The sequence below is a fragment of the Bacillus atrophaeus genome (assembly GCF_039519175.1).
GTDB classification, from domain to species: Bacteria; Bacillota; Bacilli; order Bacillales; family Bacillaceae; genus Bacillus; species Bacillus atrophaeus.
On the sequence record NZ_CP154443.1, the window covers coordinates 3,713,458 to 3,732,576 of the forward strand.

Annotated in this window: 22 protein-coding genes; 1 reads left to right on the plus strand and 21 read right to left on the minus strand. The window is 44.8% G+C overall.

Annotation, left to right across the window (positions count from 1 at the left end; all coding sequences use genetic code 11):
* Positions 1–101: 101 nt before the first annotated feature.
* The 10 genes from panD to AAHT65_RS18560 form a co-directional block, all read right to left on the minus strand.
* Positions 102–485, minus strand: coding sequence for an aspartate 1-decarboxylase (gene panD / locus AAHT65_RS18515; protein WP_088117458.1), 384 nt, complete (start codon positions 483–485; stop codon positions 102–104).
* 2 nt (positions 486–487) lie between these two features.
* Positions 488–1,348 carry a pantoate--beta-alanine ligase gene (gene panC / locus AAHT65_RS18520; protein WP_010789037.1) on the minus strand — a complete coding sequence of 287 codons (861 nt, stop codon included), beginning with the start codon at positions 1,346–1,348 and terminating at the stop codon, positions 488–490.
* A complete protein-coding gene (gene panB, locus AAHT65_RS18525; RefSeq protein WP_088117459.1) occupies positions 1,349–2,182 on the minus strand; it encodes a 3-methyl-2-oxobutanoate hydroxymethyltransferase in 834 nt (277 codons plus the stop codon).
* A gap of 240 nt (positions 2,183–2,422) precedes the next feature.
* The gene (locus AAHT65_RS18530; protein WP_010789039.1) at positions 2,423–3,406 is read right to left on the minus strand and encodes a bifunctional biotin--[acetyl-CoA-carboxylase] synthetase/biotin operon repressor; all 984 of its coding nucleotides are present in this window, start codon (positions 3,404–3,406) and stop codon (positions 2,423–2,425) included.
* Complete coding sequence (locus tag AAHT65_RS18535) at positions 3,391–4,584, minus strand: CCA tRNA nucleotidyltransferase (protein WP_010789040.1); 1,194 nt, start codon at positions 4,582–4,584, stop codon at positions 3,391–3,393. The genes AAHT65_RS18530 and AAHT65_RS18535 overlap by 16 nt, the downstream gene beginning before the upstream one ends.
* Positions 4,585–4,588: 4 nt before the next feature.
* Complete coding sequence (gene bshA, locus AAHT65_RS18540) at positions 4,589–5,722, minus strand: N-acetyl-alpha-D-glucosaminyl L-malate synthase BshA (protein WP_343310658.1); 1,134 nt, start codon at positions 5,720–5,722, stop codon at positions 4,589–4,591.
* Positions 5,719–6,429: a bacillithiol biosynthesis deacetylase BshB1 gene (gene bshB1, locus AAHT65_RS18545; protein ID WP_088117464.1), complete on the minus strand. Its 711-nt coding sequence runs from the start codon at positions 6,427–6,429 to the stop codon at positions 5,719–5,721. Before bshB1 ends, bshA begins: the two co-directional genes overlap by 4 nt.
* Positions 6,422–6,835: a methylglyoxal synthase gene (gene mgsA, locus AAHT65_RS18550; protein WP_003325628.1), complete on the minus strand. Its 414-nt coding sequence runs from the start codon at positions 6,833–6,835 to the stop codon at positions 6,422–6,424. Before mgsA ends, bshB1 begins: the two co-directional genes overlap by 8 nt.
* Positions 6,836–6,848: 13 nt before the next feature.
* Positions 6,849–7,652 carry a 4-hydroxy-tetrahydrodipicolinate reductase gene (dapB, locus tag AAHT65_RS18555; protein WP_343310659.1) on the minus strand — a complete coding sequence of 268 codons (804 nt, stop codon included), beginning with the start codon at positions 7,650–7,652 and terminating at the stop codon, positions 6,849–6,851.
* Positions 7,653–7,663: 11 nt separating this feature from the next.
* Entirely contained in the window at positions 7,664–7,999 is a 336-nt protein-coding gene (locus tag AAHT65_RS18560) for a nucleotide pyrophosphohydrolase (RefSeq protein ID WP_003325626.1), read from the minus strand.
* Positions 8,000–8,139: 140 nt separating this feature from the next.
* Between AAHT65_RS18560 and AAHT65_RS18565 the strand changes: the two genes are divergently transcribed.
* Positions 8,140–9,012, plus strand: a complete 873-nt coding sequence (locus AAHT65_RS18565; RefSeq protein WP_003325624.1) for a YitT family protein — start codon at positions 8,140–8,142, stop codon at positions 9,010–9,012.
* A 36-nt stretch (positions 9,013–9,048) separates the two neighbouring features.
* Here the strand turns inward: AAHT65_RS18565 and AAHT65_RS18570 are convergent, their stop codons facing one another.
* The 11 genes from AAHT65_RS18570 to AAHT65_RS18620 all read right to left on the minus strand — a co-directional run bounded on the left by AAHT65_RS18570 (position 9,049) and on the right by AAHT65_RS18620 (position 19,094).
* Positions 9,049–10,221, minus strand: coding sequence for an oxalate decarboxylase family bicupin (locus AAHT65_RS18570; protein ID WP_343310660.1), 1,173 nt, complete (start codon positions 10,219–10,221; stop codon positions 9,049–9,051).
* Positions 10,222–10,252: 31 nt separating this feature from the next.
* Positions 10,253–11,047 (minus strand): sporulation protein YpjB, encoded by a 795-nt coding sequence (gene ypjB, locus AAHT65_RS18575; RefSeq protein ID WP_268478175.1) that lies wholly within the window; start codon positions 11,045–11,047, stop codon positions 10,253–10,255.
* Positions 11,048–11,114: 67 nt separating this feature from the next.
* Entirely contained in the window at positions 11,115–11,708 is a 594-nt protein-coding gene (locus AAHT65_RS18580; protein WP_343310661.1) for a DUF1405 domain-containing protein, read from the minus strand.
* 112 nt (positions 11,709–11,820) lie between these two features.
* Positions 11,821–12,588: a menaquinol-cytochrome c reductase cytochrome b/c subunit gene (locus AAHT65_RS18585; RefSeq protein WP_004429786.1), complete on the minus strand. Its 768-nt coding sequence runs from the start codon at positions 12,586–12,588 to the stop codon at positions 11,821–11,823.
* A 32-nt stretch (positions 12,589–12,620) separates the two neighbouring features.
* Positions 12,621–13,295: a menaquinol-cytochrome c reductase cytochrome b subunit gene (qcrB, locus tag AAHT65_RS18590; RefSeq protein WP_003225560.1), complete on the minus strand. Its 675-nt coding sequence runs from the start codon at positions 13,293–13,295 to the stop codon at positions 12,621–12,623.
* A gap of 1 nt (position 13,296) precedes the next feature.
* A complete protein-coding gene (locus AAHT65_RS18595) occupies positions 13,297–13,800 on the minus strand; it encodes a ubiquinol-cytochrome c reductase iron-sulfur subunit (RefSeq protein WP_343310662.1) in 504 nt (167 codons plus the stop codon).
* Between the two features lie 141 nt (positions 13,801–13,941).
* Positions 13,942–14,388 carry a YpiF family protein gene (locus AAHT65_RS18600; RefSeq protein WP_277713547.1) on the minus strand — a complete coding sequence of 149 codons (447 nt, stop codon included), beginning with the start codon at positions 14,386–14,388 and terminating at the stop codon, positions 13,942–13,944.
* Positions 14,389–14,443: 55 nt separating this feature from the next.
* A complete protein-coding gene (locus AAHT65_RS18605) occupies positions 14,444–14,983 on the minus strand; it encodes a ReoY family proteolytic degradation factor (RefSeq protein WP_004429781.1) in 540 nt (179 codons plus the stop codon).
* A 75-nt stretch (positions 14,984–15,058) separates the two neighbouring features.
* Positions 15,059–16,330, minus strand: a complete 1,272-nt coding sequence (locus tag AAHT65_RS18610; protein WP_106046686.1) for a tetratricopeptide repeat protein — start codon at positions 16,328–16,330, stop codon at positions 15,059–15,061.
* Between the two features lie 350 nt (positions 16,331–16,680).
* The gene (aroA, locus tag AAHT65_RS18615) at positions 16,681–17,967 is read right to left on the minus strand and encodes a 3-phosphoshikimate 1-carboxyvinyltransferase (protein WP_343310663.1); all 1,287 of its coding nucleotides are present in this window, start codon (positions 17,965–17,967) and stop codon (positions 16,681–16,683) included.
* 11 nt (positions 17,968–17,978) lie between these two features.
* Positions 17,979–19,094, minus strand: coding sequence for a prephenate dehydrogenase (locus AAHT65_RS18620; protein WP_088117469.1), 1,116 nt, complete (start codon positions 19,092–19,094; stop codon positions 17,979–17,981).
* Positions 19,095–19,119: the final 25 nt, after the last annotated feature.

A 19,119-nucleotide genomic window follows, 5' to 3' on the forward strand; every position in this document is an offset into this window, starting at 1 on the left:
ACGAGAAAAGTGTAACACGTTTTTCTTTGGAATGGAGCGGTAAAACAGCTTTTACTCTGAAATCTTAAAAGAAAACCCCCGATAAAGGGGGCTGTTTGCTTTTACAAAACGGTGCGGGCCGGTTCGCTGCCCAACATTTGTTCAATTTCATTTTTTTCATTAAGCACGGCGACCTTTGGCTGGTGGCTTGCAGCGTCTTGTTCTGACATCATCTTGTAGGAAATGATAATGACTATATCCCCCGGCTGGACGAGGCGTGCGGCCGCTCCATTCAGACAAATGACTCCGCTTCCGCGCTCACCGGGAATAATATAGGTTTCCAGACGGGCTCCGTTATTATTATTCACAATTTGAACTTTTTCATTAGCAAGCATTCCGACAGCGTCAATGAGGTCTTCATCAATGGTAATGCTGCCGACATAATTCAGGTTGGCTTCAGTGACAGTTGCCCGGTGGAGTTTTCCGCTCATCATCGTGCGATACATATTTATATTCTCTCCATTTCGTGAATATCAATAATAATATTGTCTATTAAACGCGCCTTTGAAAATTTGACTGCTGCAGCGAGAATGACTTTCCCTTCTAGTTTATCCTGCTTTGTGAGCTCAGGATAAGAGTAGAGTTCCACATAATCAATGGCACCGCTTGTTGTCCCGATGATATCTGCTGCGGCTTTGATCACCGCTTCAGGGTTTCTTTCACCGGCCCTGATCAGCTCAGCGCCTTGCTGAAGAGCTTTATAGAGTCTCGGAGCTTCGTTTCTCTCTTTTTCAGTTAAATATACGTTGCGAGAGCTTTTCGCAAGTCCGTCTTCCTCTCTGACTGTATCCACACCGACCAGCTCAATATCCATAAAGAAATCACTGATTAAACCGTCAACGACAGCAACCTGCTGTGCATCCTTGAGGCCAAAATACGCCCTTTCCGGCTTTATTAGATTGAAAAACTTCGTTAAGACTGTTGCCACTCCGTCGAAGTGCCCTTCTCTTGATCGCCCGCACAAGACGTCGGTCCGTCTTTTCACTTGCACTGCGACATTTGGATCGCCATTATACATGCTGTCGGCAGACGGAGTAAAAAGAAGATCTATTCCCGCATTTTCAGCAAGCTTCATATCCCGCTCAAGATCTCGGGGATACGCTTCAAAATCCTCTCCAGGACCGAATTGTGCAGGATTCACAAAAATGCTCATCACCGCAATGTCGTTTTCCTGACTCGCTTTATCAGCCAACGTCAGGTGTCCTTCATGCAGAAAACCCATCGTCGGCACGAAACCGATTGATTTGCCTACTGATTTATATTGGTTGATTATGGTTTTCAGCTCTGAAATATCTGTGATGTGTTTCATTTATTTCCCTCCGTACAAGCCTTCAAGCACTGTTTGATTCAGCTGAAAGGAATGCTTTTGTTCAGGGAAAGCACGCTTTCTCACATCATGGACATATCCGCTGATCGCCGTTTCAATAGCACCGTCAATTTGTTCATACTGTTTAACGAATTTAGGCGTTCTGGCCACACCGTAGCCGACCACATCATGAAATACAAGAACCTGACCGTCCGCTTGCGCTCCCGCTCCGATGCCGATTACAGGTATTGTCAGTTCCTCAGCAATTTTTGCGGTAAGTTCAGCCGGAACACACTCGAGCACAAGCATCATTGCTCCCGCTTCCTCACATTTTTTGCTGTCTTCAAGCAATTTTTTTGCGCTTTGCTCATCTTTCCCTTGGACTTTATAACCGCCTAACACGCCCACTGATTGCGGCGTCAGCCCTAAATGACTGACAACAGGGATTCCACCGAGCGTCAGAGCGCGGATTGATTCAAAGACGCCGTCTCCGCCCTCAAGCTTTAACGCATCCGCTCCGCTTTCCTGAATGATGGCCGCGGCGTTTTTAAGCGTCTCATCTTTAGAGAGGTGATAAGACATAAAGGGCATATCTGTCACGATAAATGTGTTTGCCGCACCCCGTTTGACCGCTTTTGTATGATGGATCATGTCGGCAACAGTTACACCTACAGTAGATTCCAGGCCGAGCACGACCATTCCCAGTGAATCACCGACTAAAATCATATCAACGCCCGCCTGTTCGGCAAGCTTGGCCGACGGGTAATCATAAGCCGTCAGCATGACAATCGGTTCTTCATTTTTCTTCATTTTTAAGAAATCGAGCTTTGTTTTCATCTTTCTCCTCCTCTTGTAGAGGAGATGAGCTGCCGCTTCTTTTACAAGCCAAAAAACCTTCCGTTTTTCCAGAAGGATTCTTCACTTATCTTGAAGTTTCGGCGAGTTTCATCCCTCTGTCCCAGTCCTTTTGGATCAAGGCAGACTGCTGCTATATCTTTGTCTATTTGGATAAATAGGTGCAGTTCGCAGGCGATACTGCCCATTGGAAGTATACCAAAATCATCTGGCTTGTACCAACTAGAAAGATTCCAGTTCAATATCGGCTGAATAGATTTTTTTAATGCCTTCTTTTGTTTCTAACAGAAGAACCCCTTCATCATCTATTCCTAGCGATTTTCCGTAAAATGTCCCTTTTAAGGTTCTTGCCCTTAATTCTTGGCCGATACCAAGCGCATAGCTTTCCCATAAGAGCTTGATCGGGGTGAAACCGTGTTTTAAATAATCATGGTACCGTTTTTCAAATGACAGCAAAATTTGCTGGATCAATCCTGCCCGGTCTATTTTTTCCCCTGCTTCCTGGCTGAGGCTCGTCGCAATTTGCTGAAGCTCTTGCGGAAAATCGGCTGACTGCTGGTTCACATTAATGCCAATGCCGATGATAATTGACCGGACGCGGTCTTCCTCGGCTTGCATCTCAGTTAAGATGCCGACAGCTTTTTTTCCGTGAATCAGAAGATCATTAGGCCATTTAATGTCCGCTTGGACGCCTGCAGCTTCTTCAATTGCCTGCACAACGGCGACAGCAGACAAAAGGGTCAGCTGCGGCGTTTGTTGAAGCGGGATATCCGGCCTTAAAATAAGGCTCATCCAGATTCCGTTTCCTTCTTGAGAATGCCATACTCTTGACATTCGCCCCCTGCCCGCTGTTTGTTTATCGGCAACAACGAGAGTTCCTTCCGGCGCGCCGTTATTTGCCAGTTCATGAGCGGTTTTTTGGGTAGACGGCAGAACATCGTGATAATAAAGTTGCCGGCCCAACAGTTCAGTCTTCAACCCGAAACGAATCTCACTTTCACTGAGTTTCCCGGGCTTTTTTACCAGCCGATAGCCTTTTCTCCTGACGGCCTCTACTTCATAACCTTCATTCCGAAGCTCTTCTATATGCTTCCACACGGCGGTTCTGGAGCAGCCGAGAGCGTCACTTATTTTTTGGCCGGAAATAAACTCATCTCCGGCCTTTGAAAACAAGTCGATTAACTGTGTTCTTAACTTTGATCCCATGACTTCAGCCACTCCTCTAGGTGTTTCTTTTGATTGGAGAGCTTTCCTGTAACAACAGCCTGCTCAATCCGCTGCAGCTCTTCTGAAACCCATTTTCCCGCAGGGCGGTTTCTTACATTCAGTAAATCTTGTCCTGTTATGTCGAGATCTTTGAGGCTTTTAATCGGCAGGCTGCGGTACTCTTTTCTGACGGCCTCAAGCTTTTCTTTATCCACTTGCTTGGTTTCTGACAGCATCTTAATCTTCACAGCGGAAATTAGCGCCTTTTCTCCTGCTTGATACATGGACAGCGCATCAAGTTCTTGATAAAAGGTGTCGGCGATGCGGGATGCTTCTTTGATCACTTTTCCGGGAAGTTTCCATTTTTTCAGAAACGGCGTTTGCTCTTTTGCACTGATCTTGAGATAAACCAAGATCGCTGCCCAAAGTTCCTCCCGCTCTGTTAATAACGAAAACGGACATTCACTCGCATAGAGCAAATGTTCTTTTTTATCAGAGAAGCCCGGCAGCTCTTCGAAAAGTCCTGTTTTCACCATCATTCGGAGAGCGGAACTGCATGACTTTCCTTGTAAAAGTTTCTCAAACTCCACCGTTTTCCGTTCAACAGAAACATAACGAAGCAAACTGCGGCTGCGTTCGATCGCAGCTGCGGTTTCTTCTGAGAGCGCGAAGCCGAGCTGGCTCATAAACCTGATGGCTCTGAGCATACGCAGTGCATCCTCTTGAAATCGGTCTTCAGGCTTTCCGACAGTCCGGATCAGCTGATGATCAATATCCTGTCTTCCTCCGAAATAATCAATCAGCTCTCCATCTGTCTTCATCGCCATAGCGTTAATCGTCAAATCTCTGCGTTTCAAATCTTCTTCTAATGAAGTGATAAAGTGCACTTCTGACGGTCTTCTGTAATCTTGATAATCCGATTCTGTCCGGAATGTCGTCACTTCATAGGTCTCATCTTCCCACAGCACAATGATGGTTCCGTGCTCTTTGCCGACATCTACCGTACGCTTAAACAAACGTTCCACCTCATTCGGCGCGGCATCTGTGGCGATATCAACATCACCGATTGCCCGTTTCATATAGCTGTCCCGAACGGCGCCGCCGACAAAATAAGCTTGATGGCCAGCCTCTATTAATGTGTTGAGCACAGGAAGCGCTTTGATAAAAACTTGTTCCATGTCATCACTCCGGTTCTGCTAAATCGGCATAGATCTGTTCGTATTCACTGACGATTTTTTGTGATGAAAATTCGTTCTTCAGCATGTGAAGCGCCGCATCTGTAAATTGTTTGCTGAGCTGTTCATCATCTAAAATGCGCAAGGCTTTTGCTGATGCATCCTCAATATCGCCGATATCCACTAAAAAGCCGCTCACATTGTTCTTTATGACTTCAGGTATCCCGCCGACATTTGTTCCGATACACGGTACGCCGCAGGCCATTGCTTCAAGCAGAACGAGGCCAAAGCTTTCTTTTTCAGAAAGAAGCAGCTTAACATCGCTTATTGAATACAGCTCCTCTACCCGGTCTTGATTTCCGAGCAGCATCACTTGATTTTCAAGCCCGTACTTTCTGACAAGCTCACAAGCGACTGATTTTTCGGGACCGTCTCCTACCAGAAGCAATTTTGCTTTTGTTTGATTGACGATGTTCCGGAAAACATGAATGACATCCTGCACCCGCTTGACCTTTCTGAAATTCGAGACATGAACCACTACTTTTTCGTCTGGTGAAATGCCGTATTTTTCTTTTATGCTTCTTGTATTTTTCTTCAGATATACGCGCTCATCGATAAAATTGTATATGGTTTCAATTTTTTTCTCTGGTTTGATTAAGTCATAGGTTTCAGCCGCAAGAGCTGAGGAAACGGCTGTCACTCTGTCTGAGGCTTCAATCGCAAATCGGATTAAGTCTTTTAACGACGGATCATAGCCTAACACGGTAATATCTGTGCCGTGAAGAGTGGTGACGATGCCGATATCCCGTTTAAGCATCTGTTTAGCTAAATACGCGCAAACCGCATGCGGCAGAGCGTAGTGCGCATGGATAATGTCTAAATTCTCCCGCTCCGCTACCTCTGCAATTTTGCTTGCCAGTGACAAATCATATGGAGGGTGTTTGAAAACAGCATATTGATTCACTTCCACTTCATGGAAATGGATATTTGGATGATATGTATTTAATCGAAAAGGAATGCTTGATGTAATAAAATGAATGTCATGGCCCTTTTCTGCAAGCAGCTTCCCGAGCTCGGTGGCAATGATGCCTGAGCCGCCGACGCTAGGATAGCATGTAATGCCAATTTTCAGCTTCTTCATTGTTCGCCTCCGAGCAGATCATGATTGAGGACCAAAAGCCGCTTTGAAAAGAATCCTTCCGCATACCCTACACCTGCTTCTTTTCCGTACAGCCGTTCCCGTGCCTCTACCATCTCAATGTATCCGTTTGTAAGCGGCGTTTCTACTGAATCCTCTGACGGCACGAACTGGCTTTGATAAGCTTGAAGGCTCTGCTTTTTATCCTCTATCGTCTCTGTAATATCAATGACAAAATCAGGCCGATGGAACCCGTTTATCATATAGTATAAAACCTTTTCCACCTTATGAGGCGGGAGATTTTTTTCATCTTTAAATTTACGTATCCCCGCGGAAAAGACTGCTTCTTCCACAAGAGCAGCCGCATTGCCGTGATCAGGATGCCGGTCTTCTTTATAAGGCATAAATACAGCTTTCGGCCGGCAGGCTCTGATTACACTCACAATCGCGCGTATGGCATGGTCGTTCATCACCAGTCCGCGGTCAGGAAGTCCGAGCTGAATTCTTTGTTCCACACCCAGTATGCGGGCTGCTGCGGCCGCTTCTTCTTTTCTCAGGCAGACCGTGCCGTTTGAAGATAACTCCGCCTCAGTCAGATCACATATACCGGCCTTTTTTCCTTGTTTGACAAACTTTGCAATCGTTCCGCCCATACCGATCTCGACATCATCACTATGAGCGCCAAAAGCGAGGAGATCAAGGTTACCCATTTGTATCTTCCCCGCGGATCAGATTGCGGAATTCAAATGCGCCTTCTTCAAGAGAACGGACTAAAATTTCCGCAGTTCCCATATTTGTAGCAAGCGGTATCGCATAAACGTCACACAAACGGATTAATGCCGAAACATCCGGCTCGTGCGGCTGCGCCGTAAGAGGATCACGCAAAAAGATAACGAGATCGAGCGCGTTAGCTGCAATCAAAGCTCCGATTTGCTGATCCCCTCCCAAAGGACCTGATTGAAATCGCTCAACAGAAAGGCCTGTCGCCTCTTGAATTTTCAGTCCGGTTGTACCGGTCGCATATAAGTCATGCCCGCTCAAGATCGTTTTATATGCAGTCGTAAACTGCACCATGTCTTGTTTTTTCTTGTCATGAGCGATTAAAGCGATTTTCATCTGTTATCCCCCTTTAGTCTATAATGTTTTCAAGCCCATAAACGAGCTGGTCAATTTTCATCACTTGTTCGACGGCAAGTTTGACTCCTGACATGAAGGAAGCGCGATTATAGGAATCATGGCGGATCTTAAGCGATTGGCCGTCCATGCCGAACATGACTTCCTGATGTGCGATCAATCCCGGAAGACGTACACTGTGAAGACGGATGCCGTTTTGTTCAGCGCCGCGCGCGCCCGGAAGAATTTCCTTTTCATCGGGATGCCCCTGCTGTTTATCACTGCGGACTGCAGAAATCATCTCCGCCGTTTTTAATGCCGTTCCGCTTGGAGCGTCAAGCTTTTGATCATGGTGAAGCTCGATAATTTCCACATCTTCAAAGTAGTTGGCTGCCATTTGCGAAAATTTCATCATGAGCACCGCGCCTAATGCGAAGTTTGGTGCGATGATAGCGCCGATTCCTTTGTCTTCTGTCAGTGTTTTAAGATCATCTAAATCACTCTCTGTGAAACCGGTCGTACCCACTACCGGCCGAACACCATGCTCTAACGCCACCTTCGTATGAACTTTCCCGATTTCCGGCGTTGTTAAATCAATCAGCACGGCAGGCTGCGTTTCTTGAAAACATTGTGTAATATCTGTATAAATAAGTGCTTCTGAATCAGAAGACATCACTTCTGACAGTTTTTTTTGATTGTATGTATGGTCAACTGCTCCGACCAGCTCAAAATGAGGCGTGCTTTCAGCCAATTTAACAGCTTCTTGTCCCATTCTTCCTCTTGGTCCTGCTATAACTACTTTGATTGTTTCATTCGGCATTCTAATCTCCTCTACTTTCCTTCTTCTTTTCTCGTCCAGCGGTTTTTATCTCTCGTATTAAATTTATGCATAACACGGTCATGGGCTTCCTCTAATGAAATATTCAGAGAGTTGGCTAAGCAAATCAGTACAAACAAGACATCTCCCATTTCCTCTTCCATGCTTTTATCATCTTCGGTCGCCTTCTTCGGCTTTTCTCCATAGTAATGATTCACTTCTCTTGCAAGTTCGCCCAGCTCCTCTGTCAAACGGGCCATCATGGCAAGCGGGCTGAAATAGCCTTCTTTAAATTGGCCGATGTATTGATCCACCTCAGCCTGTAATTCTTTCATCGTTTTATCACTCACTGCGCGAAACCTCCTATCATCTCTTACATGTTAGCTAATTCAGATACGTTTGACAAATGTTTAAGCAGGCGTTTGCTGTTTTCTTTTGTATCCTCTATAATATTAACGCAATCTCATGGAAGGAAAAGGGGTTTTGTGTAATGCTTGGAGAAATCAGATTGAAAAACATTTGTTTCATTTTAATAGGAGCGGCCATTTTTTCGTTCGGACTTGTTCATTTTAATATGCAGAACAACTTAGCCGAAGGCGGGTTTACCGGAATTACGCTTTTGCTTTATGCTCTATTTCACATCAGCCCGTCTATTTCGAACCTTGTGTTAAACATTCCGATATTCTTTATCGGCTGGCGTATGCTCGGCAGAACGATGTTTGTTTATACCATTGTCGGCACCGTCGCTTTGTCTCTTTTTCTCAGTATCTTTCAGCGTTACGAAATCCATATGCCCCTTCAGCACGACTTGGCGCTTGCCGCCTTATTTGCCGGTGTGTTTATCGGCGCCGGTTTAGGAATCATTTTTAAATTCGGAGGCACAACCGGCGGAGTAGATATTATCGCCCGCCTGATCAATAAGTTCTTTGGGATACCTATGGGAAGAACAATGTTCGCCTTTGATGCCTGCGTCATCGTTTTATCGTTACTCACGTATCTCTCATATAAAGAAGCCATGTACACCCTTGTCGCGGTATTTGTGGCAGCAAGATTAATTGATTTCATCCAGGAAGGCGGATACGGTGCAAAAGGCGCTACTATTATATCCATGAAAAATGACATGATCCAGCAAAAAATCATTGAAGAAATGGAAAGAGGCGTCACGGTCTTAAAAGGTCAGGGATCGTATACGAAAGAGGACAGAGATGTGCTTTATTGTGTCGTTCCGAAAAATGAAATCGTCCTGTTAAAAAGTGTGATTACCTCAGTTGACCCGCACGCATTTGTAGCCGTGAGCGATGTTCATGACGTGCTCGGGGAAGGCTTCACTCATGATGAGAATAAAAACCCTATCACACGCTAATCAATGCAAATAGGCGGCATTCGCCGCCTTTCGCTGCTAATCACTTTTCCATTTTACGACCGGAAATTTTTCTTTTTGTAGCACATCGGTAACCGCAGCTCCGACATTCAGCGTCCGCTGCACAAAACCATGCGGCGTCAATGCGAGCCATTGGTTTAACGACACATCCTCAAACCGGTCACTTTTAAATACCTCTAAAAAACGCAGAACCGTACTGCCTGTATTTTGTATATAATGGCCCATCGCAAAGGGAACGTACCCTACGTCACCCGCTTGATAATTAAACGTTCTCGCTTTTCCTTCCGCTGCAAAAACGGTCATCTTTGCTTTGCCTGAAATATAATACTGCCACTCATCAGTATTCGGATGCCAATGCATTTCCCTCATTCCGCCAGGTTCTATTTCCACAACGGCGGCAGCAATTGTTTTTGATGCCTTAAAAAGAGAAGAATCTGCAATACGGACTTTGCCGCCATTGGTGATAATCGGGGCTTGCTTCGTCAGTTTGTAGCTAAAGGGTTCGGGGACCGTGCCATTTGGAGAATCAATTTTCACTTGGTTTATTGAAGGAGGCGTTCCCAACTGGAACATATAGCGTTCTTTCGCCGGAATATGCGCAAGTTCATAACCCGGAATGCCAAAATTAGCAGCCAACACGCTCCGGGGTGTATGGGCAAACCAATCCGTCACAGAAAAAGTGCTGTTTTCGGAAAATGAACCGTCATCAAAAACAAGCAAAAATTCACTGCCTTCCTCCAACCCTTGAATCGAGTGGGGAATACCTGACGGAAAGTACCAGAGATCGCCTTCTCCGACATCATCAATGAAATTTCGTCCCTTTTGATCCACGGCTGTAATACGGACCTTACCGTTTAACACATAGCCCCACTCTGCTTCTTTATGCCAGTGAAGCTCCCGCACTCCGCCCGGCTTCAGCCGCATATTCACAGCCGCAAGCTGGGTCGCCGCCGGCAGTTCCCGCACTGTCACCTCTCTTGACCATCCGCCGTGCTCCAGTCTCATATGTGTGTCTGAAAAGGAAAATTTCAAATTCCCAATTATACCAGCATCTGTAGCCGGCGGCACCAGCATATCCGGATTTTGCAGATCCCTCTCAAGGTTGCGGGGACCGTCATCAGTCGCCCCTTTATCTCCTCTGATAGGCTGCGGGATACGGCTTGAAGGCATTTGCTGAATGATTTTTTTCATTTCGCTTCTTCTCCTTTACGGCTAAGAACATTTATTTAGGATAATCACGTTTTTTCAATTTGTTCTTTTCCGCTCTGTATTTTCGGTACCCGACATAGGTGAGCGCAGTAATAATGATGCCTCCTGTTGTGAGAATAACCCATAACAAAGAGGGGTCCGCATCATCTTTTTCAACCCTGTCGAATACACTTTTCAAATCTTTTTGGAGAAGTGAGAGCCGTTCAAGCTTTGTGCTTACCGTCATATGCTGAAACGCTTCTTGCTCGATCACGTCAATATGTTTTCCCACATCATCAAGCTGATCAATTGAAATATCCATCGTTAAACTCGGATAAATTAAATCATATAAAGATATAAATTCATTCCACTTTTCGTGAAAGTTTGTTTTCTCATTTTCCCGGACTTCTTTTTTTAAAGCGCTGAATGTTTCCATAATTGGCTTCTCAAGCGATCCCCAAAGAGGATCGGACTGATTTTTGACTGCATCCATCAGCATCCTGAATTGTACCGCCGCTCGCATCTTTTCACTATCTGAAGTGTCTGTTTGCTTTAAACTCCGCTCCATATCATTATAGCCCAGTGTGATCTGGCGAATTTGAGCGCCGGACAAAGATTGATTGGCCGGACTTTTTTCAGCCGCTTTTAATTTTTTTTCAAAGTAACCAAGCACTTGAAGCGCCTCGTCATATTGCGACTGCCGGGTCATTTGGAAAACCGTATCGGATAGCTCGTTCAATTCCTCGAGGCTCCCCCGCTCTTCAGCTTTGGCATTTCCGATATAGAAAATAAGAGCAAGTAACAAACAGATTGTCAGCTTTCGTTTCATGCAGGTCCCTCCCACTCTCTCTCCTTACAGAATATGAAGAGAAGGACAAGGTTATACCAACATTATGTTACGGCAGGTCAAGCTTCATCTGTTTTTTTGAAACGACTAAATAGTACGCTAAAGCGATTGAAAACAGGCTGAGCCAGAAGGTCGCATAACCGATATATGTCATATAATTCGAAAGCATAGAATACTGAGGCATCATGCCGAAAAGATAATCAATAACATCATTGTGCAATGTCCAGATCGCCGCAAGGACAAGGTGCCATAATCTAAAGCGGAAATACGGACTATAAAGGGCTCCTTGAACAGCCATCGCAAAATGGGAGCCAATCAGCATATAACCCTGCCACGGCAATTCGCCGGTAACGAAAAGGACGAGCAGATTCATTCCTACCGCCCACAGGCCGTACTTTACGAGTGTGACCAATGCCAGTGCTTCGAATAGCTTCGCGTTTCGTTTCATGAGAAATGACAGCAGCACAAACAGGAAAAAGAACGTCGCCGTCGGGCTGTCTGGAACAAATACGAGAAAGCGGGCCGGTGTTTCGAGCAGCTGGGGCAAATACCAGTAGTACCCATATACCGTACCAAGAAAATTCACCGCTAAAACGAGCAGCAGCATCGGCCGCTGTCCCAATAGAAACTGAAACCATTTCATGTCTTATCAACTCTCAGTCTGTAAAAGTATGTACTGCATACAAAAAAGCTGACGCCAGGTCAGCTTTTTATAAGAAAAGTATAGCCTTCTATCTCGTAATTCACAATACGTTTTATTTCGCTGTGGTTTCAGAAATAAACTTAGCCAGTTCCTCAAGTTCTTTATCATTGCCTTTAAACACACCAGCCGGCATTTGCCCTTTCCCTTCCACGGCGATTTTTTTGATCTCCTCAGGACTTAACCCGCTGTCAACCAATGACGGGCCGGCTGCTCCTCCTTGAAGATTATCTCCATGGCAGGAAATACAGCCTTGATCCTGAAACAGCTTATAGCCTTCTGATTCGGTATCAATTTCCGCCTCTTTTGTAATCTTGCCTTGTTCTTCCGCTTTGGCCCAGTCATGTGTGGCGACAGACTGCCATGTCAGAAATACGGTTGCCGCAAGAGCAAAAAGCATCATACCAACGGCTACCGGGCGCTTCCATGGCCTTCTCTCCGTTCCCCTGTCAAGGAAAGGCGCTAAAAGCAGCGCTCCAAAAGCGAGACCCGGCATGATCATGGCCCCGACAACAGTAAAGCTACCGGCGGCGTATTCGTATTTCAGCAATTGATATAAGAAAAGAAAATACCAATCAGGCAGCGGAATATACCCGGTATCTGTCGGATCAGCCATCCGCTCTAAAGGCGGCTGATGCACGATGGTCAATACAAGAAATCCAACCAGAAAAACAGCGCCGACAAGCCACTCCTTTAATAGGAAATTCGGCCAAAACGCTTCTGTCTTACCTGGATATTCTGAGTAGTCCTTCGGTATATTCGGCTTTTTCTCAGCGGGTATTCTTGAGTCCCCTACAAACTTCATCCCTTTGCCCCGATGCATGTCATCCCCTCCCTTTTATTCACAGATCAAGTTTAAAGCGGTCCTGAAATTCCCTGCTTGCGGATCATGATAAAATGCGCTGCCATCAGTCCGAATAATGCGGCAGGAAGAAAAAACACATGGATCGCAAAAAACCTTGTCAGAGTTTGGGCGCCAACGATATCCGGGTGGCCCGCAAGGAGTGTTTTGACTTGTGTTCCGATAAGCGGTGTCGCTTCCGCAATTTGAAGACCTACCTTTGTCGCAAACAGCGCCTTCATATCCCAAGGCAGCAAATAGCCTGTAAATCCGAGACCAAGCATTACAAAGAAAATAAGTACACCGACAATCCAATTTAATTCCCTCGGCTTCTTATACGCGCCCTGAAAAAAGACCCTCAGCGTATGTAAAAACATCATCACAATGACTAAACTTGCGCCCCAATGGTGCATTCCCCTTACAATTTGGCCGAACGCCACTTCATTTTGCAAGTAATAAACCGATTCCCATGCGTTCTTAATGTCAGGCACATAGTACATGGTTAAAAACATACCCGACAGCACTTGGATAACGGTTACAAAAAACGTCAAACCCCCAAAACAGTAAACAAATGCGGAAAAATGGTGGGCTGGATTCACATGCTCAGGCACCTCGTGGTCGGCTATATCCCTCCACATCGGTGTAATATCAAGCCGTTCATCTACCCAATCATAAATTTTGTTAAGCATGTCACCCTTCCCCCTTAGGCTTTGCTTTTCCAAGATACAGGAAGCCGTCCTTCACTTCTTGCTCATAATGGTCAAGTGGTGCAAGCGGCGGCGTGCCGGGGACATTCGTACCGTCTTTTTCATATAGCCCGTAATGGCATGGACAGAAAAATTTGTTCGGATTCTTAGGATCGTTATTCCAGTTGACTGTACATCCCAAATGCTTGCAAATCGGTGATAATGCCACAATCTCATCCCCGTGTTTGTAAACCCAAGCTGATCTCGATTCCTCTGATTCATACCAGGCATCGACTTGATTAATTTTAAAATCAAAGCGCTGCGGTTCTTTTGTCAGCTCATCGACGCTGACAACCTGAACCATATCCTGATCCCCAGTCGGTTTTAACACTGGATCGAGTGCAAAGCGAACCATAGGCATGAGCATACTAGCCGCCATAAACCCCCCTACGCCCGTGAGCGTATAATTTAAAAATTGACGTCTTGATATATCATGTCTTCTGCCCATCTCTTCTCCCCCCTCTAGGTCGACGCTACAAACTAACTAAAATAGAAAATATTTCATAACACTAGACACCCTCATAATATATGAATCTCTCAGCAAGGTCAATATAGCCAAAATATTAATAAATAGGAAATGTAAGTGTTTTTACAAAGTGCCCCATAACTGTAACAAAACGTTCAAAATTTCGCCTGTCTTATCTTCCAATATTCTTCTTTTTAATGAATCATTCATATGTTCAAATGGCACTGAGGGGATATACACAACCTTCTCTTCTGATACCGCATCTTCCCAATTTGCTTCAGCAGTCAAAAAAACGACATGCCGAAACCGGGAACCAGCCTCTTTTTTCCAATGCCTCAATTCCTGAATGGTTGTTTCATTTATATCTATATATGTATATGCAGGGAACAAATATACCCGTCCCTTTAATTGCCGTTCCAGTTCTTCACAAATCAGCTGTGTAAATTCCCCTTTTTCTACTGAAGCCTTAAATTGATGATCAGTTTTAATGGATATTAAAGGAATGACAGCGGTATCAATGTAATCCGCAGCCTGCAAATAAGCCTCGGCATCAGCTATTCTCCACCTCATTGTTTTCTCCCCCTCTACGACAACAAGCCTTGCATGTTTTGCAAGGCCGGAAATATTATGTGAGCTGATTCAATTGCTGAGATAATTGTTCAAATGCTTCTTTATCGTGACGGTCCAGCGCCTCGTCTATATCTTTCAGCAGTCTTTCTCTTTGAAATGTAGAAATCGCGTGTTCTAAAATCTGTTCAGCCATTCCTTGATCTTTTTTATTCTCAAATAGATCTTTAGGAATATGAGGATTAGACTCAAGCACTGCCGCATACTCCGGCGAATTGTAAGCTGAACGGAAATTCAGCTGGATAAATAAATCCTGCTGTTTATTTAATCTGATATCATGGAAAGATTTTTCTGCATCGGTTGTCATTACGTTCTCTTTATAAAACCGAAACGGAACTTCTTCAACACAGTGTGTTGACATTATAATGCCTCTTGGGCAAAACTCAGCTTGTTCTACGAAATGGACTTTTTCCATTAAAGAGTCGTGGCTCATTAAATAATTCAAAATCCAGACGCACTCTCGGCGCTTAAGCTGATAATGGTTTAAAAACCATCTGATAAAGTCCTTTTTCTCATTGACAGAAACAGGGGTCTGCATGTAATTCCCTCCTCTATCGGTCGTAAGTTTATTCTTATACATCATAAATTCCACATGGAGAATAAGAAATCCTGCTTATCTAGAAAATTCATCCTCAATCCGCAATATCGTTTCTTCAAGCTCTTCATTGGCGCCGTCCAGTTTGAGCACTTCTTTTAGAAGCGGAAGCGCTTCTTGCTGCAGTCCTTCTTCCAGTAAGAAGTTCGCGTATTCGTATAAGAAATCTCTGTCCTCGCGATAATGAAGATAAGCGGCTTCAAAGCATTTTTTAGCCTCTTCATATTTCTCCAATTCAGTATAAGCGCTTGCCAGGTACCAATTGTATTTCGGGTCCTCTTCCCCATAGCCCCGCACTTCTTGAATCAAATCAATGATTAACTCATAATCTTCTTCCTTGAGATAAACAGCAAGCAGAGTGTGGAGTGCTTCCACGTAACCGGGATCAAGCGCAAGCGCTTCTTGAAGCAGCTTTTTGCCCTCTTGGACATTTCCGATTTTCAGCGTCATTTTTGCTGCGTAAAGGAAGAGTTCCTTGTTGTATTCATCATAGCTGATGCCTTCTTTGGCTGTTTTTAAAGCCTCTTCATACATGCCTTCTGCCTCATAGCTTTCAGCAAGCGGCATATAAAGCGATGAATAGGACGGATCAATCTCTTTCAGGTCTGACAGCTGCTTGATGGCGGTTTTGACGAACCCAGCCTGTGATGCAGTAAAACCGTAGCCAAAAATGGTATTAGGCTCAGGAGTTTCCTCGACAGCTTTTTCGTACCAAGGAATCGCTTCCTCAAATTCACCTGAAGCGCTTAAAGATTCTGCTAATCTTTGATGAACATTAACGCCTCCGATTTCACTCTGTTCCTCAGCCGTTCTTTTAAAATATTGGATAGCCTTTGCATACGCGCCCTGGGTATAATAAAGCTCACCTAACGCAAAATCGATGACAGGTTCATCTTCAAGGATTGATTTTGCTTTTAAAAGCTTTTGTTCACTTACTTCAAATAAACCTTGCATCTGATAAAGGTCTGCCATGAGAAGCAGGCTTTCCGGGTACGACGCATCTGTTTCAGGAATGGTCTCCAGCACAGCCAGAGCTTTTTCTTCTTCGTCAATATCTATTAGCAGTTCAGCGTAAAAATTCGTTAACTCTGTTTCCTCAGGATACAAATCATGCAAATCACTGATCAGCGAAATTGCTTTATCCGCATTTCCCCATTCATAATACAGCTGGGCTGCTATCGCTTTATCCTCATCATGGAGCTGTTTCTCAGCCTTCGAGAGCGTATTTAGGCCCTTTTCGGTTTCACCAGCTTCAACTAATTTTATGGCTTCTTGAATTAATGTATTCAAATCGGACCGGTCCTTTCTTTTCCTATACATAAAACTTATTTAAGGGGCTTTTTTGTTCGGGTTAATCCTATCATAATTCAGACGAAGGCCTTCGGCAAATAAGATGCCTGCCCCAATGCGGCCTCGTTTTTGGTCATTTTAGTTTACCAAAAGAACAAGCTCAGGAAAACAGCAAAAAGGAAGAAAGCAACTTGTACACAAAAACAGCCTTTTCAGACTGCCCTCCAAATAAAGCGCATCCTCCTTTCCCTTTTTATTTTTTCCTGTATAAGACAAGCTATGATGCATTCTTACATTTTATGATTGTTTTCCCTTAGCCGTATTGATGAAAAAAGCCTGAAGGAGCACCTTCAGGCTTTTGCAGCTAATTTGTTCAGATGATCGAAAAAAGTTGGATACGATACGTGAATCGCTTCTGTCTGCAAGATTTCAATAGACTCTTGAGTTAAACATGAAGCAATGCCGAGCATCATTCCGATACGGTGATCTCCATGGCTGGAAACAGTTGCACCGCCTTTTAGGGTCTGCTTTCCGAAGATTTTCATCCCGTCATCTGTAGCCTCAATGTTTGCGCCCAGCTTACGAAGTTCTGACACTACTGTATCAATCCGGTTGGTTTCTTTTACTTTCAGCTCAGCCGCATCCTTAATAATGGTCGTTCCCTCAGCTTGAGTCGCAAGCAGCGCGATGATCGGAATTTCATCAATTAAGCGCGGAATAATGTCTCCGCCGATTTCAAGCGCGTTCAGTTCAGAAGTCTCAATCGTCAAATCTCCGTAAGGCTCTGCGCTGTCGCCGCTTGATTCAGTGATGTGAAGTTTAGCCCCCATCTTTTGCAGAACATCAATGATCCCGGTTCTTGTAGGGTTTAAGCCTACATTTTTCAGTACAATTCTACTATTTGGAATAATCGCCCCCGCCGCAAGGAAAAAGGCGGCTGAAGAAATATCCCCAGGCACAAAGATGTCTTGAGCTGTAAGCGATTGGCCTCCTTTGATAGAAACGCTTGTATTGTCTTCTGAAAGCTCAATACCAAAAGCGCTCAGCATCCGCTCTGTATGATCCCGTGATTTATGTGGCTCTGTGACCGTTGTTGTTCCTTCTGCCTGCAGACCTGCAAGCAGCACGGCAGATTTAATTTGGGCACTTGCAACAGGTGAGACATAATCAATACCAGTTAAATCCCCGCCATTCACTGACAAAGGAGTAAACTCTCCGCCCGCTCTGCCGTCAATATGTGCGCCCATTTTTTTCAAAGGGTCTGTCACGCGCTTCATCGGACGCTTTGCGATACTTTCATCACCGGCAACGGCGCTGTAAAACGGTCGTCCCGCCAAGATTCCAAGCATCAGCCGAATCGTCGTACCTGAGTTCCCGACGTCTAAAAGGCTTTCAGGCTCCTGAAGAGCTGAGATGCCCTTTCCGTGTATCGTTACGTCACTGCCGCTGCGCTCAATGTGAACACCCATTTTCTTGAAGCATTCTATCGTACTGAGACAGTCTGCTCCCGGAAGAAAGTTTTTGACTGTTGTTTTTCCTTTTGCGAGCGCGCCAAACATCACAGAACGATGTGAAATTGATTTGTCTCCGGGGATATGGATTTCTCCGTTCAAAGACTGCACTTTTTCTCTTTTCATTGTTTTCCACCTCAATCAGCATAAAAAGTTTCATATTCTGCACGGGATTCTATGCAATTTTCAGCCCGCTTGCGGTCATTGTCGGTTTGAAAACTGATTCTTAAAATCCCGTTTATGTCTTCTCGTGTTTCAATAATCCTTATATTCGTTATACTGATGCGCTCTTCAGCCAGGATTGCTGTTATTTCAGAAATAACTCCGGGATGATCAGGCACATCTACGTAAAGATCATAAAAAGCCGGAATCGCTCCTTTTTGCCGAAGCGGCAGCCCGTCACGATAGTCCTTCGCCATTTTAAAATAGTCGAAAAGCTTTTTTGCATCTTCGTTTTCCACATAGGTTTGAATGGTTTCGATTTCTCGTTTCCATTCATCAAAGCGATCCAGTATTTTTTCTTTATTATGTAACAGAATATCTCTCCACATCGCAGGACTGCTTGAAGCGATGCGGGTAATATCCCGAAATCCTCCCGCCGCAAACCGCTTCACGAGCGGATATAACTCTTCCGAATGATGAGTCTGATGGACAAGACTGGCCGCAACTATATGAGGAAAGTGGCTGATGACGCTTGTTACGCCATCGTGCTCTTCCGGAGTCATTTCAACAAATTGGGCATTTGTCGCTTTCAGCAGCTTTTTGATTTGATCGACCGCTTCTTTCGCCGCGTTACGGCCTGGCGTTAAAATGTAAAAAGCATTTTCAAACAAAAATTCCTTCGCCGCCGCGACTCCGGATTTATGAGAGCCTGCCATCGGATGGCCGCCGATAAAATGATAATGTTCAGGCAGCACTTGATCTGCATAGCGGACGACTTTTTGTTTGGTGCTTCCTACATCCGTAATCAAAAGCTGGTGTTTGATGCCCGATTGAGCCAATTCATCCAGCATAAGCAAGGTTTGTGCAACAGGGGTCGCAATAACAATGGTTGAAGCCTTTTTCGCTCCTTCAATAAACGAATCGGCACTTTCATCTATTACGCCAAGCTTTAATGCTGCCACAAGCTGCTCTTCTGAGATGTCAACGCCGATGATCCGCTTGTCCGGAAATTGCTTTTTGACTGCCAACGCGATGGAGCCGCCGATTAATCCAAGTCCCGCGAGCAATATTGTATTTTTGGTTTGATTCATATCTTAATCACCTGGTTTGATAGAC